Origin of the sequence: Kocuria varians (genome assembly GCF_006539885.1) — a bacterium.
GTDB classification, from domain to species: Bacteria; Actinomycetota; Actinomycetes; order Actinomycetales; family Micrococcaceae; genus Kocuria; species Kocuria varians.
This window is the reverse complement of record NZ_BJNW01000029.1, coordinates 1-23,769: the sequence shown is the minus strand read 5'-3', so window position 1 is coordinate 23,769 and position 23,769 is coordinate 1. Positions and strand designations below refer to the sequence as shown.

The window sequence follows — 23,769 nt, the reverse complement described above, 5'->3', positions numbered from 1 at the left end:
TGTAAACTTGAGTCACGAAAGCTCAAGTCTTCACGGTTCGAGCGACGCGGGGATCCCGGTCATCGCGCGAACCGCATGGCATCAACGAAAGGATCGACTATGTCTCGCGCAGTAGGAATCGACCTCGGCACCACCAACTCCGTGGTAGCAGCTCTGGAGGGCGGCGAGCCCGTCGTCATCCCGAACGCCGAGGGCAACCGCACCACCCCGTCCGTTGTCGCCTTCTCCAAGGACGGCGAGACCCTCGTGGGCGAGGTGGCCAAGCGCCAGGCCGTGACCAACGTGGACCGCACCGTGGCCTCCGTGAAGCGCCACATGGGCACCGACTGGACCATCGAGATCGACGGCAAGAAGTACACCCCGCAGGAGATCTCCGCCCGCATTCTCATGAAGCTCAAGGTGGATGCCGAGTCCTACCTGGGCGACACGGTCACGGACGCCGTGATCACCGTCCCCGCGTACTTCAACGACGCCCAGCGCCAGGCCACCAAGGAGGCCGGTGAGATCGCTGGCATGAACGTGCTGCGCATCATCAACGAGCCCACCGCAGCGGCCCTGGCCTACGGTCTGGAGAAGGGCAAGGAGGACGAGCTCATCCTGGTCTTCGACCTCGGTGGCGGCACGTTCGACGTCTCCCTGCTGGAAGTCGGCAAGGACGAGGACGACTTCTCCACCATCCAGGTCCGCGCCACCGCCGGTGACAACCACCTCGGCGGCGACGACTGGGACCAGCGGATCGTGGACTGGCTGCTGGAGCAGGTGAAGTCCAAGACCGGTGCGGACCTGTCCAAGGACAAGATCGCCCTGCAGCGCCTGAAGGAGGCGGCCGAGCAGGCCAAGAAGGAGCTGTCCTCCGCGACCTCCACCACCATCTCCCTGCAGTACCTGTCCGTGACCCCCGAGGGCCCGGTGCACCTGGACGAGAAGCTGTCCCGCGCCAAGTTCGAGGACCTCACCAAGGACCTGCTCGCCCGCACGGAGAAGCCCTTTAAGGATGTCATTGCCGAGGCCGGAATCAAGGTCTCCGACATCAACCACGTGGTGCTCGTGGGTGGTTCCACCCGCATGCCCGCCGTGGTGGAGAAGGTCACCGAGATGGCCGGCAAGGCCCCGAACAAGGGTGTGAACCCGGACGAGGTCGTGGCCGTGGGTGCCGCCATCCAGGCTGGCGTGCTCATGGGCGACCGCAAGGACGTGCTGCTGATCGACGTGACCCCGCTGTCGCTGGGCATCGAGACCAAGGGTGGGGTGATGACCAAGCTCATTGAGCGCAACACGGCCATTCCCACCAAGCGCTCCGAGACCTTCACCACCGCCGAGGACAACCAGCCCTCCGTGTCCATCCAGGTCTTCCAGGGTGAGCGCGAGTTCACCCGGGACAACAAGAACCTGGGCACGTTCGAGCTGACCGGCATCGCGCCGGCCCCGCGCGGCGTGCCGCAGATCGAGGTCACCTTCGACATCGACGCCAACGGCATCGTGCACGTGTCCGCCAAGGACAAGGGCACCGGCAAGGAGCAGTCGATGACCATCACGGGCGGCACCTCGCTGTCCCAGGAGGACATCGACCGCATGGTCAAGGATGCCGAGGCCAACGCGGACGCCGACAAGCAGCGCCGTGAGGCCGCGGACCGCCGCAACAACGCGGAGCAGACCGCGTACTCGGTGGAGAAGCTGATCAAGGACGACGAGGGCGCCATCCCCGAGGGCGTCAAGTCCGAGGTCCAGGCGGACGTGGACGCCGTCAAGGCCGCGCTCGAGGGCGATGACGACGATGCCGTGAAGACCGCGTTCGAGAAGCTGCAGTCCTCGCAGACCAAGATCGGCGAGGCCCTGTACGCCCAGTCCCAGGCCGAGGGGGCCGCGGGTGCCGGGGCCGGTGCCGAGGGCGCCCAGGCCAAGGAGGACGACGACATCGTCGACGCCGAGGTCGTGGACGACGACAACGACGGGAAGAAGTGAGCATGAGCGATTCCGAGAACCCGACGGGCAACGGCCAGTCCGTGCCGCAGGACCCGGACCACTCGGCTGAGCACGCCCAGCAGGCCGACGGCGCACAGGGACAGGAGGGTCTGACCGTGGACGACATCCTCGACACCCCCCAGTCCCAGGACGCCGGGGCCGCGGACGCGGCGTCGCTCCAGGGCGACGCCGCCCCGGCGGGCGGATCGGAGGCCCAGGGCTCCGAGGCGCAGAAGCTCGCGGACGAGCGGTTGGAGGAGCTCCGCCGGCTGCAGGCGGAGTTCGTGAACTTCAGGAACCGCACCGTGCGTGAGAAGGACCAGTTGCGGGACTTCGTGTCCGGCGAGATGGTTGCCGCGCTGCTGCCGGTCCTCGACGACGTCGACGCCTCCCGCAAGGCGGGGGACCTCGGGGAGGGCCCGTTCGCGGCGATCGCCGCGAAGCTCGAGGAGGCCCTCACCAAGAAGGGGCTCACGCGGATCGGCGAGGTGGGTGAGGTGTTCGACCCGAACATCCACGAGGCCGTTCTGCAGCAGCCCACCCAGGACGTGGCACCGGATCATGTGTCCATGGTGCTGCGCTCGGGCTTCAAGGTGGGCAACAAGGTCGTCCGAGCGGCCCAGGTGGCCGTGGCGACGCAGCCGTAGCGACACCATGAACTCGGGGCGGGTCCACATGACGGGACCCGCCCCGAGCCGTATCACAGCACATCGAAGAGAAAGGAGGCGTCATGGCCAGTCAGGACTGGATTGACAAGGACTTCTACAGCGTCCTGGGCGTCTCCAAGGACGCATCCCAAGCTGACGTCAAGAAGGCGTACCGCAAGCTGGCCCGCAAGTACCACCCGGACCAGAACCCCGGGGATGCGGCTGCGGAGAAACGGTTCAAGGACATCACCGAGGCGAACTCGGTGCTCTCGGACCCCGAGGAGCGTGAGCAGTACGACGCGATCCGGGCCATGGGTTCGGGGGCCCGCTTCACCGCGGGCGGTCCCGGTGGCGCGGGTGGCTCCGCGGGCGGGGGCTTCGAGGACATCTTCGGAGACCTGTTCAACGGCGGTGGCGGCGGTGGCCGCCGGCGCTACACGACCTACAGCGGAGGCGGCGGAGGGTTCGAGGACCTCTTCGCCCAGTTCGGCGGGGGCCAGGGCGGCGGCTTCGGCGGCCAGTCCGGGTTCGGCGCTCAGGGTGGCTTCAGCGGCTACCAGGCCCCTCCCGCCAAGGGCGAGGACATCCACACGACCACCACCATCCCGCTGCGCTCGGCGTACAACGGCACCACGGTGAAGCTGCGCCGAGGCAACGGCCAGACCACCACGGTGCGCGTGCCCAAGGGTGTCAAGGACGGTCAGCGGCTGAAGATCGCGGGCAAGGGCCACACCGGCCCGGGCGGCAACGGGGACCTCTTCGTGACCGTCAAGGTCAAGGAGCACCCGTTCTTCACCCGCGAGGGCCTGGACGTGCACGTCACCGTTCCGGTCTCCGTACCGGAGGCGGGTCTCGGCGCGACCGTCCAGGTCCCCACCTTGGACGGGGGCCACGTGAACGTGAAGATTCCCGCCGGCACCTCCTCGGGGCGCCGGATGCGCGTCAAGGGCAAGGGCTTCACGTCCGGGTCCAGCACCGGGAACATGATCGTCACCGTGCAGATCGTGCTGCCCGCCGCGATCAACGACGCCGCACGGCAGGCACTCGAGGACTTCGCCGCCGCCACGGAGGACTTCGACCCGCGTGCGGACCTGGGTGCGCAGGCGGCCGTCTGAGATGGCGGAGGACTTCACGAAGCCCGGGTTCGTGATCTCGGTGGCGGCCGAGCTCGCGGACATGCACCCCCAGACCCTGCGCCAGTACGACCGGTTGGGGCTCGTGACGCCCTCGCGGGCCTCCGGGCGGGCCCGGCGCTACTCCGAGCTGGACATCCAGAAGCTGCGCCAGATCCAGGAGCTCTCCGAGGAGGGCGTGTCCCTCGAGGGGATCAAGCGGATCATCCAGCTCGAGAACCAGGTGGAGGCCCTGCAGTCCCGTGTCACGGAGCTCTCCGAGGAGCTCGCGAACCAGGTGCAGGCCCTGCAGTCCCGTGTCACGGAGCTCTCCGAGGAGCTCGAGGGCGAGCGGCAGGCCCGGCGCGAGCGGGACATGGTCTTCACCGCCGGCTCTGGCGGGGGCGTGATGCGGGTGGCGCGCGGCTCGCACCGCTCGCCCCGCAAGGTCTCCCAGGCGCTGATGCTCTACCGCCCGGCGAAACCCGGTGACGCCCAGGAGCAGGACGGGCAGCACACCGGAGCCTCGGAGAACCGACGGCGCGGCCGACGCTGCACCGGCACCCGCAGCTGAGTTCCGGCCACGAGCCCCGCACCACCCCGGGTGGTGCGGGGCTCGTCGTCGTCCGGGGACATAGTGTGGGGAGGTCACCGTCACCGTCCCCCAGGAGCTGTCCGTGTCAGAACCCCACCAAGCGCAGGGACGCCGTCCGGCGGATCCCACCCGGAGAAGACGCCCGGAACGCCGGTGGCGCGGCGCGGTGTGCGCGGCGCCAAGTCCTTCCTCTCCGAGATCAACTACCCCCACAACATCCACCCGGCCGTGGTGCCGGGCGTCTCCGTGGAGGACCAGCTGGTCCGCTACGGCGTGGACAAGCTCGTGGTGGGCGTGGCCGGTGGCCTGATCATCGGTTTCATCGTGTGGGGGGTCGTGGACACCGACTTCCTCACGGCGGTCTCCGGGGCGGCCCTGAACTGGACCATGCTGAACATGGGGTGGGCGTTCAACCTGCTCGCCATCGGGCTGCTGGTCTACCTGCTCTACCTCGCGTTCTCGCGCTACGGCCGGATCCCCCTGGGGCTCGACGGGGACACCCCCGCCTACTCGACCGCGTCCTGGGCGGCGATGCTCTTCGCCGCGGGTATCGGGATCGGCATCATCTTCTTCGGCCCGTTCGAGCCCATGACGTACTCCCTCTCGCCGCGCCCGGGCTCCGCGGATCCTGGCACGATGGACGCCATGAAGAAGGCCTCCGCGCAGGCCGCCCTGCACTGGGGGCTCAACGCGTGGGCCATCTACGGGCTCGTGGGTGTGGCGGTGGCCTACACCTCCTACCGGCGCGGTCGCGTGCCGCTGATGAGCTCCGTGTTCGCCCCGTTCTTCCGCCAGGGCCGCACCGACAACCTGGTGGGGCGGGTCATCGACATCCTCGCGATCCTGGCCACGCTGTTCGGCACGGCCGCAGCACTCGGGCTCGGTGCGCTGCAGATCGCCCGCGGCGTGGAGATCTTCACGGGCATGGGACCCACCGGCAACGCCGGGGCGCTGATCATCATCTCCGTGCTCACCGCCGGTTTCATCGCCTCAGCGGTCTCCGGGGTCGCGCGCTGCATCCGCTGGCTGTCGAACATCAACATGGTGCTGGCCGTGGGGCTCGCGCTGTTCTTCTTCGTGCTGGGGCCCACGGCGTTCCTGCTCAACTTCGTGCCCTCGGTGATCGTCACCTACTTCGCCGAGCTGCCGGACATGCTTTCGGCCTCGATGTCCGACGGGCCCGAGATGCAGAAGTTCCTCTCCACCTGGACCACGTTCTACTGGGCGTGGTGGGTCTCCTGGGCGCCCTTCGTGGGCATCTTCGTGGCCAAGATCTCCCGCGGGCGCACCATCCGCCAGTTCATCCTGGGGGTGCTGTTCATCCCCTCGACCATCGTGGTCATGGCGTTCACCGTGCTGGGCGGGACCGCGATCTGGCAGCAGCTGCAGTCCCGTGCGATCGCCCCGGACAACACCGTGGGCTCGCTGCCCAAGCCGGAGGAGATCTTCTTCACCGTGCTGGACGGGCTGCCCGGCTCCGGGATCATGGCGGGTGTCGTGGTGGTCATGCTCGCGATCTTCTTCGTGACCACGGCGGACTCCGCCTCGGTGGTGACCTTGCAGATGTCCCAGCGCGGCAACCCCAACCCCAAGCGCCGCGTGACCGTGTTCTGGGGGCTGTGCATGGCCGGGGCCGCCGTGGTGATGCTGCTGATCGGCGGGCAGAACGCGCTGTCCGGGCTGCAGAACCTCATCACCATCACGGCCCTGCCGTTCACGCTCATCATGTTCGCCATGGCCGTGGCCCTGCACAAGGACCTGCGCAGCGACCCCATGGTCATCCGCGAGCAGTACTCGCGGTGGGCCGTGGACAAGTCCGTGCGCCACGGGATCGACGAGTACGGGGACGACTTCACGTTCGCCGTGGAGCACGCCCCGGACAGCAAGTGGGCCACGGGCGCGGACTTCGACTCCGCCGCGCCGGAGGTCACCGACTGGTACCAGCGCACGGACGAGGACGGCAACCCCGTGGACTACGACTACGAGACGGGCGAGTTCACGGCGCCGTCCTCGGAGCAGCTTGGGGCCACCGCTGAGGCGGCAGAGGGCGAGTCGGGACCAGCCGCCGGGGACGACGCCGGGGCGCCGCAACGCCGGGGCCCCGCACCGGAGAGGAGCCGGCCTCAGCGGCGCCGGTAGGCCAGGTCCCGCGGGACCCTCCCGGCCTCGGTGGCCTTGCGCTCGAAGCTCGTGAGCACGCGGCGCTCCCAGCGGGGGGCCCAGCCGACGTCCGGGTGCTCGTCGTCCGCGACGGGGCCGGGGTGGAGGTTCTCGAAGTCCGCGTCCGCGGCGTCGAGCACCTCGCGCATCACCACGGCGTACTCCTGCCAGTCCGTGGCCAGGTGCCAGACCCCGCCCGGCTCCAGCACGCGCGCGGCGAGCTCGGCGAAGGCGGGGGAGACCAGCCGGCGCTTGTGGTGGCGGGTCTTGTGCCACGGGTCCGGGAAGAACACCCACAGCTCGTGCACCGATCCCGGTTCGAGCATGTGCTCCAGGACCTCCGGCGCGTTCGCCTGCGCCACGCGCACGTTGGTCACACCGGCCTGCGCGGCCTTCATCAGCAGGTCTGCCACGCCGGGCTTGTAGACCTCCACGGCCAGGTGGTCCAGCTCCGGGTGCGCCGCGGCGTGGGCCACGATGGCCTCGCCCAGCCCGGAGCCGATCTCCACCACGAGCGGCGCGACCCGGCCGAAGACCGCCTCGCGGTCCAGCCGGTAGGACGGGTCCACGGAGGTGTCCGTCATCACGCGGGGGATGTCCAGGACCCACTCGCCCGCGTGCCGCTCCCACGCCTTCTGGCGCTTGGGGGACAGCCGGTCCCCGCGGCGCACGAACGAGTACGGCTGGCGGGGGAAGGCGACGCCGGAGGGGGCGCCGCCCGCGGCGTCGGTGTTCTCGGCGGGCTGCTCGGAGGGGGAGTGCTGTGGGGTGCTGTCGCTGGATTCCATCGAGGAACATCCTAGGCGGACGCGACGCCTCGCGCCCGGGTCCGCAGCTCCCGTGCTGTCGCGCCCGAGCCACACGCCGTGGGCTCACCCCACCCGCGGCGCCCGGGCGGCGTCGCCCACCCACCCCGGCCCGCGGCGTCGTCGTCCGCCCCGACTACGATGGGGTGACCCCACCACGATGCCGCGCCGCCCGGCGCCCAGGAGATGCCGCATGTCCCAGCACCACGAACCGCCTGATCGGGTCCGCAGCAGGCTGGGGCTGAGCCCACGGCTGGACTGGGCGGTGTTCGTGGGCGCGTTGGGGGTCCTCTCCGCGGTGAGCCCCATGGCCACGGACATGTACCTCGCGTCCATGCCGGAGATGGCGCCGTGGTTCGGGGCCTCGGCGAGCATGGTGCAGCTGACCCTGACCGCGTACATGGTGGGCATGGCCATCGGGCAGTTCCTGCTCGGGCCGCTCTCGGACGTGCTGGGGCGCCACCGTCTGATGGTCGCGGGCACGGCCCTGTTCCTGGTGAGCTCCGTGGCCGTGATCTTCACCCCGGACATCCGCGTGGTGCTCGCGCTGCGCTTCCTGCAGGGGGTGGCCGGTGCGGCGGGGGTCGTGATCGCACGCGCCATGGTCTCGGACATCGCCCGGGGCCACCGCGCCGCGCAGCTGTACTCGGTGCTCTCGCTCATCACGTCCCTGGCGCCGGTGGTCGCCCCGCTGGCCGGCGGCGTGATCGCCACGGTCGCGGACTGGCGCGTGGTGTTCTGGGTGCTCACGGTCTTCGGAGCCGTGATGCTCGCGTGCACGGTGTTCGTGATCCCGGAGACGCTGCCGCGCGAGGCCCGCTCGAAGGGTGGGTTCGGGCGCATCATGCGCAACGCCGGTGAGGTGCTCTCCGACCGCACGTTCCGCCGCTACGCGCTGAGCTTCGCGTTCGCGTTCGGTGCCCTGTTCTCCTACATCTCCGCGTCCTCGTTCGTGATCCAGAACGTGCTGGGCTACAGCGCCCTCGCGTACTCGGTGATCTTCGCGCTCAACGCGTGCGGCTCGATCGCCACCGGCGTGGTCAACACCAAGCTGGTGGCCACCCGCTCTCCACAGGCGCTGCTGCTGCTGGGCGTGGCCGGCCTCGCGGTGTTCTCAGTGCTCGACGTGGTGCTCGTGCTGCTCGGCGTGCAGGGCGTGGTCACCCTCGTGCTGATCTTCCTGGCGCAGGCGTGCATGGGCTTCGTGCTGGGCAACGCCGTGGCCCTGGCCCAGCGGCAGGCGCAGCGCAAGAACCTCTCCGGGATGGGCTCGGCCCTGATCGGCATGGGGCAGTTCGTGATGGCGGGGATCGTCACACCGCTCACCGGCCTGGCGGGCGAGGGGAGCGCCGTGCCCATGGTCGTGTGCATGGCGGTGTGCTCCGTGGTGGCCCTGGCACTGGTGCGCCTCGCGAACGCGTCCGCGAACGCCTCTGTGGACACTTCCCCGGACGGGCACGACGACGCCGCCTGAGGCCTTCCGTCTCATCCGTCGCGGCTCCCGTTCCGCACGTCACGCAGCGCGCCGTTGCCGCAACCAGTTCATGATGTGGTTCACTTTCCGGAAACGGTGAGGTTCTTCCCAGGGCCATCCCGCATTCCTGCCCCCACCACGACCGAGGAACACCTCCATGATCGATGCGCTGCAAACCTTTCTCGACACCGTCGACGGCTTCGTCTGGGGGCCGTTCCTGCTGATCCCGCTGCTGCTGGGCACCGGGATCTACCTGACCATCCGGCTCTCCGGGCTGCAGATCACCAGGCTGGTCCCGGCCCTGCGCCTCGCGCTGTTCGAGCGCGCGGACAAGGACGCCCCGGGCGGTGACGTCTCCCAGTTCCAGGCGCTGACCACCGCGCTCGCGGCCACCGTGGGCACCGGCAACATCGTGGGCGTGGCCACCGCGCTGTCCATCGGCGGGCCGGGTGCGCTGTTCTGGATGTGGGTCACCGGCATCCTGGGCATGGCGTCCAAGTACTCGGAGGCGTTCCTGGGCGTGCGCTTCCGCACCCGGGACGCCAAGGGCGAGATCTCCGGCGGTCCGCAGTACTACCTGTTCCGCGGCATCCCCAACGGCTTCGGCAAGTTCCTCTCCCTGTTCTTCGCGGTCGCGGCGGTGCTCGCGTCCTTCGGGATCGGGAACATGACCCAGGGCAACTCGATCTCCGCGAACCTGGACGCCTCCTTCGGCGTGCCCGTGTGGCTCACCGGCGCGGTGCTCGCCGTGCTCACGCTGCTGGTGCTCGTGGGCGGCATCAAGTCCATCGGCAAGGTCACCGCGGGTCTCGTGCCCGTGATGATCGTCTTCTACGTGCTGGGTGCGCTGTTCATCCTGATCGTGAACATCCAGTCCGTGCCCGCCGCCTTCGGCACCATCTTCGCCACCGCGTTCACCGGCCAGTCCGCCGTGGGAGGCTTCGCGGGCTCCGCGATCATGATCGTGGTGCAGATGGGCGTGGCCCGCGGCATCTTCTCCAACGAGTCCGGCATGGGCTCCGCGGCCATCGCGGCGGCCGCGGCGCAGACCACCCACCCGGTGCGTCAGGGCCTGGTCTCCATGACCCAGACCTTCATCGACACGATCATCGTGGTGACCTGCACGGGCCTCGTGCTCGTGACCACCGGCGTGTGGGAGCAGGGCAAGGACTTCGCGGCCACCATGACCGGGGACGCCTTCAGCCACGGCCTGCCCGGCAGCTGGGGTCACCTGATCGTGACCCTGGGCCTCGTGCTCTTCGCGTACTCCACGATCCTGGGCTGGGCCTACTACGGCGAGCGCTGCATGGAGCGGCTCTTCGGCCGCCGCGCCGTGATGCCCTACCGCGTGTTCTTCTCGCTGATCGTGTTCGTGGGCTGCAGCGTGCCGCTGGCGATCGTGTGGTCCTTCGCGGACCTGATGAACGGGCTAATGGCCATTCCCAACCTGCTGGGCCTGCTCATCCTCTCCGGTCTCGTGGCGCGGGAGACCAAGCACTACCTGCGCAACGACCCCCAGCTGCGGGCCGGCAAGCTCCAGGTGGACGGATTCATGGAGGGCCACCCCGGGGCGATCGACAGCTACGTGATGCCGGGGGAGGACCGCACCTCGCGCGTGCGCTGACTCCGGTGGCGGCGACGACGCCGCACCCACCTCCGCCCGCTCCCGGCACCTCGTGCGCGGCGTCGGCCCCGTGGCGCGGCCCCTCCTCGCCGGTCCCCGGAAAGGAGGGGCCGCGCCACTGTGTGCCACGCCACCCGTGAGGGGGTGTCGGGTGTAACCTCAGGGCTCATGACCAACAGCTCCACCGCCGCGACCCCGCCCCACGCCCACTCCGGACCCCCGCGGGGTCTGAGCAACCGGCACATCCAGCTGATCGCGATCGGTGGTGCCATCGGCACCGGGCTGTTCATGGGCTCCGGGCGCACCATCTCCCTGGCGGGGCCCTCCGTGGTCTTCGTCTACATGGTGATCGGCTTCTTCCTGTACTTCATGATGCGGGCCATGGGGGAGCTGCTGCTCTCGAACCTGCACTACAAGACGTTCGCGGACTTCGCGGCGGATCTGATCGGCCCGTGGGCCGGGTTCTTCGTGGGCTGGTCCTACTGGTTCTGCTGGATCGTCACGGCCATCGCGGAGCTCGTGGCCATCACCGGGTACATGCAGTTCTGGTGGCCCTCGGTCCCGCTGTGGCTGCCCACCGTGGTGGTGCTCGCGGTCGTGTTCCTGCTCAACGCGGTGAGCGTGAAGAACTTCGGCGAGATGGAGTTCTGGTTCGCGCTGATCAAGATCGTGGCCATCCTGGCGCTGATCGCCACGGGTGCGGTCATGGCCATCACACACTTCACGTCCCCGGACGGCAACGTGGCCCAGATTGCCAACCTGTGGAACGACGGCGGCTGGTTCCCGCACGGCGCCATGGGCGTGGTCGCCGGCTTCCAGATCGCGGTCTTCGCGTTCGTGGGCGTGGAGTTGGTGGGCACCACCGCGGCGGAGGCCCGGGACCCCCGCAAGACCCTGCCGCGCGCGATCAACTCCGTGCCCGTGCGCATCCTGATCTTCTACGTGGGCTCCCTGCTCGCGATCCTGGTGGTCACCCCGTGGCGCTCGATCGACCCGGAGCAGTCCCCGTTCGTGGCCATGTTCGCCCTCGCCGGTCTCACGGGGGCCGCGTCCGTGGTGAACTTCGTGGTGCTGACCTCCGCGATGTCCTCCTCGAACTCCGGGGTGTTCTCCACGTCCCGCATGCTGTTCGGGCTCTCGGCGGAGGGCAGCGCACCGCGGTTCTTCACCGGGCTGAACAAGGTGGGTGTGCCCGTGCGGGCGCTCTACGTCACCGCGCTGGTGCTGCTGCTGACCATCCCGGTGCTCTACGCCGGGGACTCGATCATCGAGGCGTTCACCCTGATCACCTCGGTCGCCTCGCTGCTGTTCATGTTCGTGTGGTCCATGATCCTGGTCTCCTACATGCGCTACCGCAAGAAGTTCCCCGAGCGGCACCGGGCCTCGGAGTACAAGATGCCGGGCGGCGTCGTGGCGTGCGTGGCCGTGCTGCTGTTCTTCGCGTTCGTGGTGTGGGCGCTGAGCCGGGAGCCGGAGACCGCGGCGAGCCTGGTGGCGCTGCCCGTGTGGTTGCTGCTGCTGGGCGTGGCGTGGTTCTTCGTGCGCCGCACCGAGTCCCACCGCCAGGCGTTCGCGTGGTTCAAGAAGGAGATGGAACGGCCCGTGGAGCGCGAGCACTCGGAGGGCTGAGCCGCACCCGGGACTGCGGGGTTCCCGGCGTGACCCGGGCCACCATGCCTAAGCTGGGGTCATGACACGACTGCCCGAACCCCTGACCCTGACCGGCGCCCACGGCACCGGATCCGTGCTGAGCTACGGTGCCCACGCGATGTCCTGGACCCCCGAGGGCGGTGAGCCCGTCCTGTGGGTATCTTCCCGGGCGTCCACCGAGACGGGCCGCGCCATCCGCGGCGGCGTGCCCGTGTGCTTCCCGTGGTTCGGCCCCGGCCGCACCGGGGACATGACGCCCGCGCACGGCTTCGCCCGGATCACCGGGTGGCGGCTCGAGGAGGAGGGCGAGGACGCCGATGGCAATGCCTTCGCGAGCTTCGCGCTGGCCCCGGAGGACGTCCCCGAGGAGCTGCGGGAGTCCTTCCCCCACGAGTTCGCCGCGCAGCTGCGCATGAGCGTCGGCAGCGCGCTGCGCCTGAAGCTGACCGTGACCAACACGGGGCAGGAGACCTTCGACTACGAGGAGGCCCTGCACACCTACCTCTCGGTGGGGGACGTCACCCGGGTGCGAGTGCGCGGCCTGGACGGTGTGTCCTTCCACAACAAGGTCACCAAGGAGCAGCGCACCCAGGTGGGCGATCTCGAGATCACCGGCGAGACCGACGCCGTCTTCGCCCACCGCGGCGAGGTGCGGGTCTCCGATCCCGCGCTCGGGCGCACCCTCGTGATCTCCAAGGAGGGCTCGGACAGCACCGTGGTGTGGAACCCGTGGGAGGACAAGGCCGTGGGCATGTCCGACTTCGCGGACCACGAGTGGCGCGAGATGCTGTGCGTCGAGGCCGGCAACGTCATGGGCTCACCCGTGCGCCTGGCCGCCGGGGAGTCCCACACGATCGCCCAGCAGATCGAGGTCGAGGACCTGAGCGGGGACGACGCCGCCGGGGCCTGATCCCGGCAGGCCCCGGCCAGCGGAGAACTGTCAGGGGCGCGCGGGAGGCGCGGCCGCGGCGTCGTCGTCCGATGGCGGCTGGGACGACGCCTGCGGCGCGGAACCGGTCTCCGAGAGCGCCGGCGTGGGCGAGGTGAGGTCCACCTCGTGGTCGATCTGCGCGTCCAGCGCACCGGGGTGGGTGCCCATGAAGGCGTCCACCTCGGCGGTGGTGGCGTTGAACTTCGGGTCGTGCTCGAGGTACAGCTTCGTCTCCCGCACCACGAGCCCGGAGAGCACCACCAGGCCGATCAGGTTGGGGACGGCCATGAACCCGTTCATGATGTCCGAGAACGTCCACACGAGGGTGAGCGGAGCCAGCGCGCCCAGTCCCGCGGCGAGCGAGAAGACCACCCGGTAGACGACCGCCGCGCGGGCCCCGGCCAGGCGCTCGACGTTGCGCTCGCCGTAGTACGCCCAGCCGAGCACGGTGGAGTAGCCGAGCAGCACCAGGCAGATGGTCACGATGCTGCCACCCCACGTGCCGGGCAGCCCCGTGGCGAAGGCCACCGAGGTCATGGTGGCGGTGTCCGTGCCGCTCCACACGCCGGTGGAGAGGATCACGAAGCCCGTGATCGAGATGACCACGATCGTGTCCACGAAGGTCTGGGTCATGGACACCAGGCCCTGCCGCACGGGGTGGCTCGTCTGGGCGATCGACGCCGCGATGGACGCCGTGCCCATGCCGGACTCGTTGGAGAACAGGGAGCGTGCGGCGCCCATCTGCACGGCCATCAGCACGGTGGAGCCCACGAACCCGCCGGTGGCGCCCATGGGGGTGAACGCCCCGGTGAAGACCAGCCGCAGGGCCTCGGGGATGCCCTCGTAGTTCACGCCGATGATGTAGAGCCCCGAGCCGATGTACAGCACGATCATCAGGGGCACGAGGTACGTAGTGACCTTGGCGATGGACTGGATGCCGCCCAGCAGCGCGATGCCCGTTCCCACGGCCAGGACCACCGCGGTGAGCAGGGGCGGCACGTTGAAGCTGTGGGCCAGGTTGGAGGCGATCGCGTTGCCCTGGGTCATGTTGCCGATCCCGAACGTGGCGACCACGCAGCACACCGCGAACACCACGGACAGCGCCCGCCCGAACTTGTTGGGGATCCCGCGTGCAAGGTAGACCTGCGGTCCGCCGGTGAGCCGTCCGGCGGTGTCCCGCGTGCGGAAACGGACCCCCAGGAAGCACTCCGCGTACTTGGACGCCATGCCCACGAGCGCGGTGATCCACGTCCAGAACAAGGCGCCCGGGCCTCCCACGGAGATGGCCGCGGCCACCCCCACGATGTTGCCCGTGCCCACCGTGGCAGCCAGTGCCGTGGACATCGCCGCGAAGGAGGAGATGTCCCCCTTCTCTCCGGTGCCCCGGGAACGGCGGCCGAAGCCCAGGCTCATGGCCTTGGTGAACAGCCGGAACTGGATGCCTCGCAACCGGATGGTGAGGAACAAACCGGTGCCGAAGAGCAGGGGCAGCAGCAGCCAGGGCCCCCAGACGACATTGCGGACGGTGTCCAGGATGTTCTGCAGGGCGTCCATGGGGTGGGGACTTTCCGTGAGGCCTGAGGTGGGGCGCTGAGGTGGTGTGCGGACGGGGGTGCTGACCAACCTAGCGCACGGCGTCGGCGAGGGGCGCCGACGCCGCTGCCCGGCGCCGGGCGTCGTCGTCGGCCGTGGCGCCCCCCGGACAGACCTCGGCGCCGCAGAGGAGACCACTGCGGCGCCGAGGTGCGCGAGGTGCGAACGGCCCTACTTCTTCTGGACCATCAGGCCCGCGCCGATGGCGGCCAGGAAGAAGTCCTTGGAGAGCTGGATGCCCTGCTCGGTGGGGCGGATGCCGTCCTCCTGGGTCATCTCCGGGTTGCGGAAGTAAATGGTGAGCAGACCGGCGCTGAACGCGAGCAGCCCGGCGCCGGCAAGGCGCGTGGAGACGAACGGGGTGACCAGGGCGGCACCCACGGCCAGCTCGCTGCCCGCAATGAACGTGGCGAAGGTCTTGGAGTCCCACTCCGCGAACTGGGGCACGCCGGTGGCGGCGAACTGCTTGAGGTGCTCGGCGGCGTCGGCGGGCATGCCGAGTTTGCCGTAGCCGGACTGGAGCAGGTAGGCACCGGGGATGCCGCGGAGGATGGCGTTGGACAGACGCATGGGTGAGCCTTTCGTCGACGGGGGGCGAGGCTCGGGCGGGCGCCCGGGACCCCGTCCGGGATCGATGCTCATGCTAACAGCGGGGTGTTTTCCGCCCGCCCGCGGCACGGCATGCCGTCAGCGAACGCCACGCGCGGGTTGCGCGGCACCCTGCCTAGTGTGGGGGCACGTCGCGCGCACCGCGCGCCTGGTCGAGAGGGGAACCCCATGGACATCACCACCATGAAGAAGATCCTGCTGGTGCTCACGAGCCGGGACACGCTCGGGGACACCGGTGAGCCCACCGGGTACAACGTGGCCGAGGCGTCCCACCCGTGGAAGGTCTTCCGGGACGCCGGGTACTTCGTGGACTTCGCGTCCGTCGAGGGTGGGCAGCCGCCGCAGGACGAGGTCCAGCAGGAGGACCCGGTGCAGGTGGAGTTCGCGCAGGACGAGACCGTGAAGGCGTCGCTCTACAACACGCCCCGGATCGGTGTGGTGGACCCGGCGCAGTACGACGCCGTGTACCTGGTGGGCGGGCACGGCACCATGTGGGACTTCACGGGCAACGCGGATCTGCAAAAGCTGGTGGCCGCGGTGTACGACGCCGGCGGCGTGGTCGGTGCCGTGTGTCACGGCCCGTCCGGGCTGGTGGACGTGGAGCTCGACAACGGTGTGCGCCTGCTGTCCGGGCGCAGGGTCGCCGCGTTCACCAACGCGGAGGAGGAGGCCGTGGGCCGGAAGGACACGGTGCCGTACCTGCTGCAGGACAGGCTCGAGGAGCAGGGCGCCACGGTGAAGACCGCGGAGAACTGGGAGGAGAACGTCCAGGTGGACGAGCGGCTCGTCACCGGACAGAACCCGCAGTCCGCCGCCGGGGTCGCCAAGGAGATGACCAAGCTGCTCACGGAGGTGCTGCGCGAGCAGAAGGCGCAGGAGGAACAGGCCGCGCAGGAGCTGCGGGCCGAGCACGACGCCCAGAAGGCCGCCGAGGACGAGGACGAGGAGCAGTGAGGCCGCTGGCCCTCGTCACGGGGGCGTCCTCCGGGATCGGGTTCGAGATCGCGGCGCAGCTCAGCGCCCGCGGGTACGACATCCTGGGCGTCGGGGCCAGCGGACGGATCGGCTCCCTCGAGGAGAAGCTGCGGGAGGCCGCGGACGACGACGCCCCGGTGGGCACCGTGGTTCCCGTGCGCGCGGACCTGCGCACCGCGGAGGGCGTGGCCCAGGTGTGGGAGAGCTTCGAGTCGCTCGACCGGCACCTGGACGTGGCGGTGCTCAACGCGGGCAAGAGTCTGGGTGGCTCCTTCGTGGACACGGACCTCGAGGACGAGCTGGAGCTGCTGGAGCTCAACATCACCGGACAGATCCGGCTCGCCAAACGGGTGGTGCGCACCATGGCCAGCCAGCGCGCCGGGCGGATCCTGATCACGGCGTCCCTCTCCGCTCTCACGCCTACTCCCTACGAGTCCATCTACGGGCCCACGCGCGCGTTCACCTACGCGTTCGCCCAGGGGCTGCGCGAGGAGATGAAGGAGTACGGCGTCTCCGTCACCGCCCTACTGCCGGGGGCCACAGCCACGGACTTCCACCACACCGCCGGGATGGACAACACGGTCTTCGGCTCCAACGAGTGGAAGAACGACCCCGCGGAGGTTGCCCGTCAGGGTGTGGACGCACTCTTCGCGGGCAAGGACCACGTGATCGGCGGCAACCGTGCGACCCGGCGGGCCGCACTGCTCAACAGGGTGCTGCCCGAGACAGCCAAGGCGCGGCGGTTCGCGAAGGACAGCAGGCCCTCGCGCTCGGGTCACGCGGGCTGACGACGCCGCCGGGTTCCGTCCGCGCGTCCTCACGACGGCGCGCGGCGGCGAGGCCTCCCTCAGTTCGTGGAGCGGGGTGCTCGCCCCACGAACCACGCGACGACGCCGCGCGGCATCCTGGCCGCGCGGCGTCGTCGTCACGGCGGGGTCCCGACCACCGGGTTCGGGGCCCTGCCGACTCATTCCCGCGAGTGCTGGAAGTGAGCTGCGTCACGAGCAAGACTGGGGGTGACCTTGCCCCGCGCGACGCCCAGGAGTTGTCATGTCAGAGTTCACGTCCCGAGTAGCACTCGTCACCGGAGCGGCCTCCGGGATCGGCGAGGCGGTCGCCAAGCACCTCGCGCGCCTGGGTGCGAAGGTGGTGGTCACGGACATCGACCCGACCGGCATCGACAACGTGGTGCAGGCGATCATGGCCGCGGGTGGGGACGCCGCCGGAATCCGCCAGGACGTCGCGAGCAGGGTGGACGCCGTCGCCGCCGTGGACTTCGCGGTGCAGACCTACGGCGGGCTGCACTACGCGGTCAACAACGCGGGTGTGGGCGGTCAGATGGAGGCCCTCGGGGAGACGGACATGGAGGCGTGGGAACGCACGGTGGCCGTGGACCTCAACGGCGTGGCCTACGGGATGCACGCCCAGCTGCCCGTGATCGAGCAGCACGGCGGCGGCGCGATCGTGAACGTGGGTTCCATCCATTCCACCGTGGCCACCACGCTCGGCAACAGCGCCTACACCGCCGCGAAGCACGGCCTGATGGGCCTCACCAAGCAGACCGGTGTGGACTACGCGCAGCGCGGGATCCGCGTGAACGCGGTGGGCCCGGCCTACATCGACACCCCGCTGCTCGGCAACGTGCCGCCGCAGGTCCTCGCGGGGCTGATCGCCAAGCACCCCATGGGGCGCCTGGGCACCGCACAGGAGGTCGCGCAGCTCGTCGCGTTCCTGCTCTCGGACGCGGCCTCGTTTATGACCGGCGGGTACCACCTGGTGGACGGCGGCTACACGGCGGTGTGACGTCCCGTGGCGTCGGCCGGTGGTGCGGTTTCGGGGTGACGACGGCGTTGTGGTCGCGTCGCCTACCCGGCGCCGTGATCCCGGGGCGGACGACGGCGTGGTGGTCGTGCCGTGCGCCCGGCGGCGGGCGCGGGTGGTGAACCTCCGGTGGTGGCCCGCGGCCCCGATCCCACGGGACCCGTGGCCGCCCCCGTTGACGGGGCGTGTAGACTGGTTCAGTTCCCCCGTACATATTGCGGGGTCGAAGCGCGCCGGTCCGAGGCGCGCAGTTCGCGCCCCTTGCGAGGCGCGTGCGCGCGGAATCGTTTCGCGCGGACCAATCCTGAAAGACGTTCTTTCTTTGTCTCATTCTTTCGAAGACCTCGGTGTGCCCGAGGCGCTTTCCGCTGACCTCGCCCGCGTGGGCATCACGGAAGCTTTCCCCATCCAAGAGAAGACCCTCCCCGACTCCCTGGCCGGGCGCGACGTGCTCGGCCGTGGCCGCACGGGCTCCGGCAAGACGGTCGCGTTCGCGCTGCCGCTCGTGGCCCGGCTGGCCGGCATGGCCCCCGGAACCTCGCGGGCTCCGCGCCGGGCCCACCGGCCCACCGGCCTGGTGCTCGCCCCGACCCGTGAGCTCGCCACCCAGATCGACCGCACCGTGGCCCCGCTGGCCAAGGCTGCCGGGCTGAACACCACCGTGATCTTCGGCGGTGTCTCCCAGAAGCGCCAGGAGAAGGCGCTCGCGGACGGCGTGGACATCGTCGTGGCCTGCCCGGGCCGCCTCGAGGACCTCATGAAGCAGGGTCTGCTGAGCCTCGACGACATCCGCGTGACCGTGCTGGACGAGGCGGACCACATGGCCGACATGGGCTTCCTGCCCGTGGTCACCCGCATCCTCGCCAAGACCCCCAAGGGCTCGCAGCGGCTGCTGTTCTCCGCAACCCTGGACAACGGCGTGGACGTGCTCGTCAAGAAGTTCCTCAAGGACCCGGTGCTGCACTCGGCGGACAACGCCCAGGCCGCGGTGACCACCATGGACCACCAGGTCCTGGTCACGCACGCGGACGACAAGCAGGCCCTGATCGAGACGCTCGCGTCCGGCACCGGGCGCCGCATGATGTTCACGCGCACCAAGTACCGTGCCAAGAAGATGGCCAAGAAGCTCAGTCAGGCCGGCATCCCCGCCGTGGACCTGCAGGGCAACCTCTCCCAGGGCGCGCGCGACCGCAACCTCGCCGCGTTCTCGGACGGGGACGTGCGGGTGCTCGTGGCCACGGACGTCGCCGCGCGCGGCGTGCACGTGGACGACGTCGAGCTCGTGGTCCACATCGACCCGCCCGCCGAGCACAAGTCCTACCTGCACCGTTCGGGCCGCACGGCCCGCGCCGGTGCCTCCGGGGCAGTCGTCACGATCGCCACCACGGAGGAGCGCTCGGACGTCAACAAGCTCATGAAGAAGGCCGGCGTGACCCCGCAGGTGGACGAGGTCACCCCGACCTCTGACGTCGTCAAGGAGCTCGTGGGGGAGCGCGCCGAGCGCGTGGCACCCCAGGCTGCTCCGACGGTCACCCAGGGCGGAGGGGGCGGCAACGCCTCCGGTGGTCGTTCCGGCGGGCGTCGTGGCGGCTCTGGCCGCGGTTCCGCCAAGCGCGGTGGCCAGGGCTCCGGGCAGCGGCAGGGCCAGGGCCGCGGCGGCCGTTCCGGCTCCGCGGCCAAGAGTTCCGGGCCCGACAACTCCGGTGGCGGGCGCTCCTCGTCCCCGCGCAAGGGCCGCGGTGGCGACGCCGCCGGCTCGGGCCCCGCACGCACGTCCTCCTCGCGCCCCGCTCGCGGCGGCTCGGGCCGTGACGGCCGCGCGGCCGGCCAGGTGCCGGACCGCGCCACGGCGGCGGCGCAGCGGCGTCGTCAGAACAACCGTTCGGGACAGACCACCCGCTGATCCCGCTCACGGCGCACGAGGCGACCCGCGTGGTCGCCCGTGCCCGTGGCACGACGAACCCCCGGTCCAGGCAGACCGGGGGTTCGTCGTCTCCGGGGCCGCTCGTGGCCGTCGCCGGAGGGCAGCTCTGCGCGGGCCGATCAGCCCTGACCCCGGAGGGCACCGGGGAAAGACGGGCCCCACGACGGCCAGCCAACCGAGAGCACGGAGCACGGTCCGGGCCGGGTCACTCCGGCGGGGAAAGGGAGCGCAGGAAGTCCAGCGTGACGTCCTCGTGCGCGGCCACGAACACGCGGTGCGGGCCCTCGGGCACGGGCTTGTCCCCGGGCACGACCACCACGGTCATGCCCGCGGCCACCGCGCTACGCACACCGGGCTCCGAGTCCTCGACCGCCACGCAGTCGCGCGGTGCCACGTCGAGCAGACGCGCACCCGTGAGGTACGGCTCGGGGTCGGGCTTGGGGTGGGTGACGTCGTCGTGCGAGACGATGTGCGTGAGGACGTCCGGGGCGCCGGCGGCCGTGGTGCGGGCGACGGACGTGAGCGCGTTCGTCACGATCGCCGCCGGGATCCCGGCGTCAGCGAGCTCGCGCAGCAGGGACTGGACGCCGGGCAGGAACGGCACCTCGTGGCCCGTGGCCTCGATGACGTGCTCGGCGAGCCGGCGGGTGATCTCGTCCACGGAGTCCGGGGCGCCGCGTTCCACGATCCGCCGGGCGGCGTCCTGGACGGTGCCGCCCAGGGTGGCGTGGTCGTCCTCCACGCTCCACGTCTGGTGGTAGCTCTGCGCCACCTTGCGCTTGGCCACGGCCCACTGGGGCTCCGTGTTGACCAGGGTGCCGTCGTGGTCGAAGAGGACGGCTCGGGGGTAGGTCATGGCCACCTTTCGGGAGTGGTCGTTCTGTCAGGAGAGGGTGGAGCGTTTCAGCCCCGGGGATCGAGCGAGCGGAGCAGGTCCAGCGTGAGCGAGGCGTGCTCCGGGACGTGCACGATCCCCGGACCGGGCGCCACCTCCTGCTCGCCCGGGACCACCACGGTGACCATTCCTGCGGCCACTCCGGCGGCGGCACCGGACGGGGAGTCCTCCACGACCACGCAGTCCTGCGGGGCCACCCCGAGGCGACGGGCGGCCTCGAGGTAGGCGTCCGGGTCCGGCTTGGGTGTCACGCCCGCGGCGACCTCCTCGTCCCCGATGATCACCCGGAACAGGTTGTCCGGGGCGAGCCCCGCGGTGTACCGGGCGACTTCCGAGGTGGCGTTGGTGACGATCGCGGCGGGGATCCCCGCGCGGTTCAGCTCCTCCAGCAGGGGCACGACACCGGGGATGAACGTGGGCGGGTTCTCGGCGAGGACGTCGCGCAGCACGCCGTGGAACTCCCGGAAGATCTCTTCCTGCGTCCCCGGCACGCCCAGCTCTCCCAGGCGCTGCACGGTGAAGGAGATGGGCCTGCCCAGGGTCTCCTGCGTGTCCTGCGCGGTCCACTCCCCGCCGTGGGCCGCGGTGATGCGGCGCTTGCCCAGCTCCCACAGCGGTTCGGTGTCCACGAGGGTGCCGTCGTGGTCGAAGAGGACGGCGCGGGGGTAGTCCGAGGTGCTCATGGCACCAGGCTACGTCCGGGATCCGACACCTCACGGGACCTATCATGGGCGCATGAGCTCCCCGGCCCCGTTCCTCCCCGCGAGACCCGGTTCGTGGCTCGCCCGCGGCTTCCCGGCGGTCATGGTGGCGGTCGCCGCCCTGCTGGCCCTGTGGGTGGCGTTCGGGCGCGGACTCGTGGGTCTGCTCGGCTCCCTGACCCCCGTCTGGGCCCTGGCGGTGGCGCTGCCGGTGCTCGCGCTGCACGTGGTCGCCGCTGCCCTGTTCCGTCGGGACAGCCTCAGCTACCCCGCCCACGCCGTGAGCCGCCGGACCATGGCCACCGCCGTGGCGGCCTGGGTCATCACCGCGTGCTTCGGCTTCTTCCTCCCGGACGCCACCCCGGAGGGCATGCGCTCCGTGTTCACCCACGTGGCCGGCGCCGAGTTCGTGGAGCTGGGGTACGGGTTCGTCAACATCTTCGGCGTGCTCACGGTCGCACTCGCGGTGGCCCTCGTGCTGCTCGCGGTCACGGAGCTGCGCGTCACCGCTCGACGGCTGCGCGGAGACCCCCTCACGGAGGACGAGCGCCTCGACCGTCTGGAGCGTGAACGGGCAGGGGACGACGACCCCGCGGCGTCGGCCCCCGTGAACCCGGCAGGTCGCGGGGTGGTCACGGAAGACCCGGCGGCCAGGACCGCGGGCCCTGGCACCCGAGACGCGGGGCAGCCGGGCGTCGACGCGGCGTCGGGATCTCGGCCGTGACCGTTCCCCTGCGCTCGGCGCGGCTGGTGCTGCGCGCCTACACCGCCGCGGACGCCCCGTTCGTGCGGGACCTGTACTCCCGGGAGGCGGTGCAGCGGTACCTGGGGGACGGCACCGCCCGGGTGAGCACGCTCGCGGCCGCCGCGCAGAAGATCGGCGGGTGGGCCGAGGCGTACCGAGGGCACCCGCTGCACGGCGTGTGGGCGGTCTGCGGACCGGACGGCTCGCCCGTGGGCACGCTGCTGCTCAAGCCCATCCCGGACTCCGGTGCGGACACCGCACACGACGTGGAGATCGGGTGGCACTTCCACCCGGACGCGTGGGGGCACGGCTACGCCACGGAGGCGGCGCGAGCGGTCCTGGAGCACGCGTTCGGCGCGGGGCTGGGGCGCGTGGTCGCGGTGACCTGGCCCGCCAACGCGGCGTCGCAAGCGGTGTGCCGGAGGCTGGGCATGCGTCACCTGGGCCTCTCCCGCGCGTACTACGACACGGAGTGCGAACTGTACGAACTGCGCGCTCCCGCATCCGGCGCGGGTGCCCCGGGAAGGAAAGCGACACCGTGAGCGAGAACCCTGACCTGGTGGTCGGCGAGGACGGTCTGGCCCGTCCCGTGTGGGCCGCCGCAGACCCGCTGCTGCGCGCGTACTACGACCGCGAGTGGGGCATGCCCGTGCGGGACGAGGCCGGACTGTTCGAGCGGATAGTGCTGGAGGGTTTCCAGTCCGGGCTCTCGTGGCGCACGGTGCTCGCCAAGCGCCCCGCGTTCCGTGAGGTCTTCCACGACTTCGACCCGGATGCCGTGGCCATGATGGGCGAGGAGGACGTGCGACGGCTGATGCAGGACGCCCGGATCATCCGCAACGAGCGCAAGATCCGTGCCACCCTGACCAATGCACGGGCCACGGTGGCGCTGCGCGAGCAGGAGGGGCTCGTGGACCTCGTGTGGTCCTTCCAGCCGGAGCAGACGCCGCGGCCGGTCCGGTTCGCGGAGGTGCCCACGGTCTCGGCGGAGAGCACGGCGCTGTCCCGGGAGCTGAAGCGGCGCGGCTTCGCCTTCGTGGGGCCCACTACCATGTACGCGCTCATGGAGGCGATCGGCGTGGTGGACACGCACCTGGTGGGCAGCCACCGCCGCGGCAGCTCGGGAGTGTGGGCGTAGGGGACGACGACGCCGCGGCGCCCGGGAGGGCGCCGTCGTCACCGCGGGTTCAGCCCTCCCGGCGCCTCAGGTAGCTCTGGCCGTTGGCGTCCTTGACCATCTCGTACTCGGACTGCAGGTCGTCGTACCACCGCTGGGTCTCCGCGCTCATCCGCTCGTTGCCCCGCAGGTCCAGGGAACTGCGGTCCGCGGGGCCCACGAACTTCATGACGAAGTCGTCGAAGCGCTTGAAGAGGCTGTGGCGCGGGCGGTCGGGGTCGCGGCGGCGGGACATGGGAGATCCTTTTCACGGGACGGACGGGGTGGTCTCACCCCGACGATTAGGGCACTAATCATAGCCTGTCCACCCCCGAATTCCCCCAAAATTCCGGCGCGGAGGGCTTCACAAAGCAGGTTGAGCGGAATAG

22 protein-coding genes are annotated in these 23,769 nt (G+C 70.4%); 16 read left to right on the top strand and 6 right to left on the bottom strand.

Annotated elements, in window-relative coordinates; genetic code table 11:
* Window positions 1–99: 99 nt before the first annotated feature.
* The 5 genes from dnaK to KVA01_RS12170 all read left to right on the top strand — a co-directional run bounded on the left by dnaK (window position 100) and on the right by KVA01_RS12170 (window position 6,455).
* Window positions 100–1,962: a molecular chaperone DnaK gene (gene dnaK, locus KVA01_RS12190; protein ID WP_068469282.1), complete on the top strand. Its 1,863-nt coding sequence runs from the start codon at window positions 100–102 to the stop codon at window positions 1,960–1,962.
* Window positions 1,963–1,964: 2 nt separating this feature from the next.
* On the top strand, window positions 1,965–2,609 hold the full coding sequence (locus KVA01_RS12185; RefSeq protein WP_082810336.1) for a nucleotide exchange factor GrpE: 645 nt from the start codon (window positions 1,965–1,967) through the stop codon (window positions 2,607–2,609).
* 83 nt (window positions 2,610–2,692) lie between these two features.
* Window positions 2,693–3,724 carry a DnaJ C-terminal domain-containing protein gene (locus KVA01_RS12180; RefSeq protein ID WP_068469286.1) on the top strand — a complete coding sequence of 344 codons (1,032 nt, stop codon included), beginning with the start codon at window positions 2,693–2,695 and terminating at the stop codon, window positions 3,722–3,724.
* A gap of 1 nt (window position 3,725) precedes the next feature.
* Entirely contained in the window at window positions 3,726–4,295 is a 570-nt protein-coding gene (locus KVA01_RS12175; protein WP_141270499.1) for a heat shock protein transcriptional repressor HspR, read from the top strand.
* Between the two features lie 174 nt (window positions 4,296–4,469).
* Window positions 4,470–6,455 (top strand): BCCT family transporter, encoded by a 1,986-nt coding sequence (locus KVA01_RS12170; protein ID WP_170221165.1) that lies wholly within the window; start codon window positions 4,470–4,472, stop codon window positions 6,453–6,455.
* Here the strand turns inward: KVA01_RS12170 and trmB are convergent.
* On the bottom strand, window positions 6,440–7,264 hold the full coding sequence (trmB, locus tag KVA01_RS12165; protein ID WP_068469290.1) for a tRNA (guanosine(46)-N7)-methyltransferase TrmB: 825 nt from the start codon (window positions 7,262–7,264) through the stop codon (window positions 6,440–6,442). The two genes, KVA01_RS12170 and trmB, sit on opposite strands and share 16 nt — an antisense overlap.
* Window positions 7,265–7,475: 211 nt before the next feature.
* Here trmB and KVA01_RS12160 point away from each other — a divergent pair, with 211 nt between their 5' ends.
* From KVA01_RS12160 to KVA01_RS12145, 4 genes are all read left to right on the top strand, one after another.
* A complete protein-coding gene (locus KVA01_RS12160) occupies window positions 7,476–8,756 on the top strand; it encodes a multidrug effflux MFS transporter (RefSeq protein ID WP_068471156.1) in 1,281 nt (426 codons plus the stop codon).
* A 157-nt stretch (window positions 8,757–8,913) separates the two neighbouring features.
* Complete coding sequence (locus KVA01_RS12155; protein ID WP_068471158.1) at window positions 8,914–10,380, top strand: alanine/glycine:cation symporter family protein; 1,467 nt, start codon at window positions 8,914–8,916, stop codon at window positions 10,378–10,380.
* 168 nt (window positions 10,381–10,548) lie between these two features.
* The gene (locus KVA01_RS12150) at window positions 10,549–12,009 is read left to right on the top strand and encodes an amino acid permease (protein ID WP_068471160.1); all 1,461 of its coding nucleotides are present in this window, start codon (window positions 10,549–10,551) and stop codon (window positions 12,007–12,009) included.
* A gap of 61 nt (window positions 12,010–12,070) precedes the next feature.
* Complete coding sequence (locus KVA01_RS12145; protein WP_068471162.1) at window positions 12,071–12,940, top strand: D-hexose-6-phosphate mutarotase; 870 nt, start codon at window positions 12,071–12,073, stop codon at window positions 12,938–12,940.
* A 30-nt stretch (window positions 12,941–12,970) separates the two neighbouring features.
* Here KVA01_RS12145 and KVA01_RS12140 read toward each other — a convergent pair whose 3' ends face one another.
* On the bottom strand, window positions 12,971–14,515 hold the full coding sequence (locus KVA01_RS12140) for an alanine/glycine:cation symporter family protein (protein ID WP_141270497.1): 1,545 nt from the start codon (window positions 14,513–14,515) through the stop codon (window positions 12,971–12,973).
* Between the two features lie 210 nt (window positions 14,516–14,725).
* Window positions 14,726–15,124, bottom strand: coding sequence for a DoxX family membrane protein (locus tag KVA01_RS12135; protein ID WP_141270495.1), 399 nt, complete (start codon window positions 15,122–15,124; stop codon window positions 14,726–14,728).
* Between the two features lie 207 nt (window positions 15,125–15,331).
* Between KVA01_RS12135 and KVA01_RS12130 the strand changes: the two genes are divergently transcribed.
* The 4 genes from KVA01_RS12130 (at window position 15,332) to KVA01_RS12115 (ending at window position 19,862) form a co-directional block, all read left to right on the top strand.
* Entirely contained in the window at window positions 15,332–16,117 is a 786-nt protein-coding gene (locus tag KVA01_RS12130) for a type 1 glutamine amidotransferase domain-containing protein (RefSeq protein ID WP_068471168.1), read from the top strand.
* Entirely contained in the window at window positions 16,114–16,926 is an 813-nt protein-coding gene (locus KVA01_RS12125; RefSeq protein ID WP_141270493.1) for an SDR family NAD(P)-dependent oxidoreductase, read from the top strand. The genes KVA01_RS12130 and KVA01_RS12125 overlap by 4 nt, the downstream gene beginning before the upstream one ends.
* Window positions 16,927–17,188: 262 nt before the next feature.
* The gene (locus KVA01_RS12120) at window positions 17,189–17,941 is read left to right on the top strand and encodes an SDR family NAD(P)-dependent oxidoreductase (RefSeq protein ID WP_141270491.1); all 753 of its coding nucleotides are present in this window, start codon (window positions 17,189–17,191) and stop codon (window positions 17,939–17,941) included.
* A gap of 367 nt (window positions 17,942–18,308) precedes the next feature.
* Complete coding sequence (locus KVA01_RS12115) at window positions 18,309–19,862, top strand: DEAD/DEAH box helicase (protein WP_443093546.1); 1,554 nt, start codon at window positions 18,309–18,311, stop codon at window positions 19,860–19,862.
* Window positions 19,863–20,088: 226 nt separating this feature from the next.
* Here KVA01_RS12115 and KVA01_RS12110 read toward each other — a convergent pair whose 3' ends face one another.
* Together KVA01_RS12110 and KVA01_RS12105 are read right to left on the bottom strand one after the other, a co-directional pair.
* Window positions 20,089–20,739 carry an HAD family hydrolase gene (locus tag KVA01_RS12110; protein ID WP_141270487.1) on the bottom strand — a complete coding sequence of 217 codons (651 nt, stop codon included), beginning with the start codon at window positions 20,737–20,739 and terminating at the stop codon, window positions 20,089–20,091.
* A gap of 47 nt (window positions 20,740–20,786) precedes the next feature.
* Window positions 20,787–21,461, bottom strand: coding sequence for an HAD family hydrolase (locus tag KVA01_RS12105; protein ID WP_141270485.1), 675 nt, complete (start codon window positions 21,459–21,461; stop codon window positions 20,787–20,789).
* Window positions 21,462–21,513: 52 nt separating this feature from the next.
* Between KVA01_RS12105 and KVA01_RS12100 the strand changes: the two genes are divergently transcribed.
* The 3 genes from KVA01_RS12100 to KVA01_RS12090 are packed head-to-tail and all read left to right on the top strand — an operon-like array spanning window position 21,514 to window position 23,362.
* The gene (locus tag KVA01_RS12100; RefSeq protein ID WP_233438877.1) at window positions 21,514–22,203 is read left to right on the top strand and encodes a hypothetical protein; all 690 of its coding nucleotides are present in this window, start codon (window positions 21,514–21,516) and stop codon (window positions 22,201–22,203) included.
* On the top strand, window positions 22,200–22,766 hold the full coding sequence (locus KVA01_RS12095) for a GNAT family N-acetyltransferase (protein ID WP_068471178.1): 567 nt from the start codon (window positions 22,200–22,202) through the stop codon (window positions 22,764–22,766). Before KVA01_RS12100 ends, KVA01_RS12095 begins: the two co-directional genes overlap by 4 nt.
* Window positions 22,763–23,362 (top strand): DNA-3-methyladenine glycosylase I, encoded by a 600-nt coding sequence (locus KVA01_RS12090; RefSeq protein ID WP_068471180.1) that lies wholly within the window; start codon window positions 22,763–22,765, stop codon window positions 23,360–23,362. The genes KVA01_RS12095 and KVA01_RS12090 overlap by 4 nt, the downstream gene beginning before the upstream one ends.
* Window positions 23,363–23,411: 49 nt before the next feature.
* On the opposite strand, the gene KVA01_RS12085 is transcribed toward KVA01_RS12090, so the two are convergent.
* Window positions 23,412–23,636, bottom strand: a complete 225-nt coding sequence (locus KVA01_RS12085; protein ID WP_068471182.1) for a hypothetical protein — start codon at window positions 23,634–23,636, stop codon at window positions 23,412–23,414.
* Between the last annotated feature and the right edge of the window lie 133 nt (window positions 23,637–23,769).

Bases quoted from the DNA above. Each gene is read 5' to 3' on its own strand.
- dnaK (WP_068469282.1), top strand. From the start codon at position 100: ATGTCTCGCGCAGTAGGAATCGACCTCGGCACCACCAACTCCGTGGTA.
- KVA01_RS12185 (WP_082810336.1), top strand. From the start codon at position 1,965: ATGAGCGATTCCGAGAACCCGACGGGCAACGGCCAGTCCGTGCCGCAG.
- KVA01_RS12180 (WP_068469286.1), top strand. From the start codon at position 2,693: ATGGCCAGTCAGGACTGGATTGACAAGGACTTCTACAGCGTCCTGGGC.
- KVA01_RS12175 (WP_141270499.1), top strand. From the start codon at position 3,726: ATGGCGGAGGACTTCACGAAGCCCGGGTTCGTGATCTCGGTGGCGGCC.
- trmB (WP_068469290.1), bottom strand. From the start codon at position 7,264: ATGGAATCCAGCGACAGCACCCCACAGCACTCCCCCTCCGAGCAGCCC.
- KVA01_RS12160 (WP_068471156.1), top strand. From the start codon at position 7,476: ATGTCCCAGCACCACGAACCGCCTGATCGGGTCCGCAGCAGGCTGGGG.
- KVA01_RS12155 (WP_068471158.1), top strand. From the start codon at position 8,914: ATGATCGATGCGCTGCAAACCTTTCTCGACACCGTCGACGGCTTCGTC.
- KVA01_RS12150 (WP_068471160.1), top strand. From the start codon at position 10,549: ATGACCAACAGCTCCACCGCCGCGACCCCGCCCCACGCCCACTCCGGA.
- KVA01_RS12145 (WP_068471162.1), top strand. From the start codon at position 12,071: ATGACACGACTGCCCGAACCCCTGACCCTGACCGGCGCCCACGGCACC.
- KVA01_RS12140 (WP_141270497.1), bottom strand. From the start codon at position 14,515: ATGGACGCCCTGCAGAACATCCTGGACACCGTCCGCAATGTCGTCTGG.
- KVA01_RS12135 (WP_141270495.1), bottom strand. From the start codon at position 15,124: ATGCGTCTGTCCAACGCCATCCTCCGCGGCATCCCCGGTGCCTACCTG.
- KVA01_RS12130 (WP_068471168.1), top strand. From the start codon at position 15,332: ATGGACATCACCACCATGAAGAAGATCCTGCTGGTGCTCACGAGCCGG.
- KVA01_RS12120 (WP_141270491.1), top strand. From the start codon at position 17,189: ATGTCAGAGTTCACGTCCCGAGTAGCACTCGTCACCGGAGCGGCCTCC.
- KVA01_RS12110 (WP_141270487.1), bottom strand. From the start codon at position 20,739: ATGACCTACCCCCGAGCCGTCCTCTTCGACCACGACGGCACCCTGGTC.
- KVA01_RS12105 (WP_141270485.1), bottom strand. From the start codon at position 21,461: ATGAGCACCTCGGACTACCCCCGCGCCGTCCTCTTCGACCACGACGGC.
- KVA01_RS12100 (WP_233438877.1), top strand. From the start codon at position 21,514: ATGAGCTCCCCGGCCCCGTTCCTCCCCGCGAGACCCGGTTCGTGGCTC.
- KVA01_RS12085 (WP_068471182.1), bottom strand. From the start codon at position 23,636: ATGTCCCGCCGCCGCGACCCCGACCGCCCGCGCCACAGCCTCTTCAAG.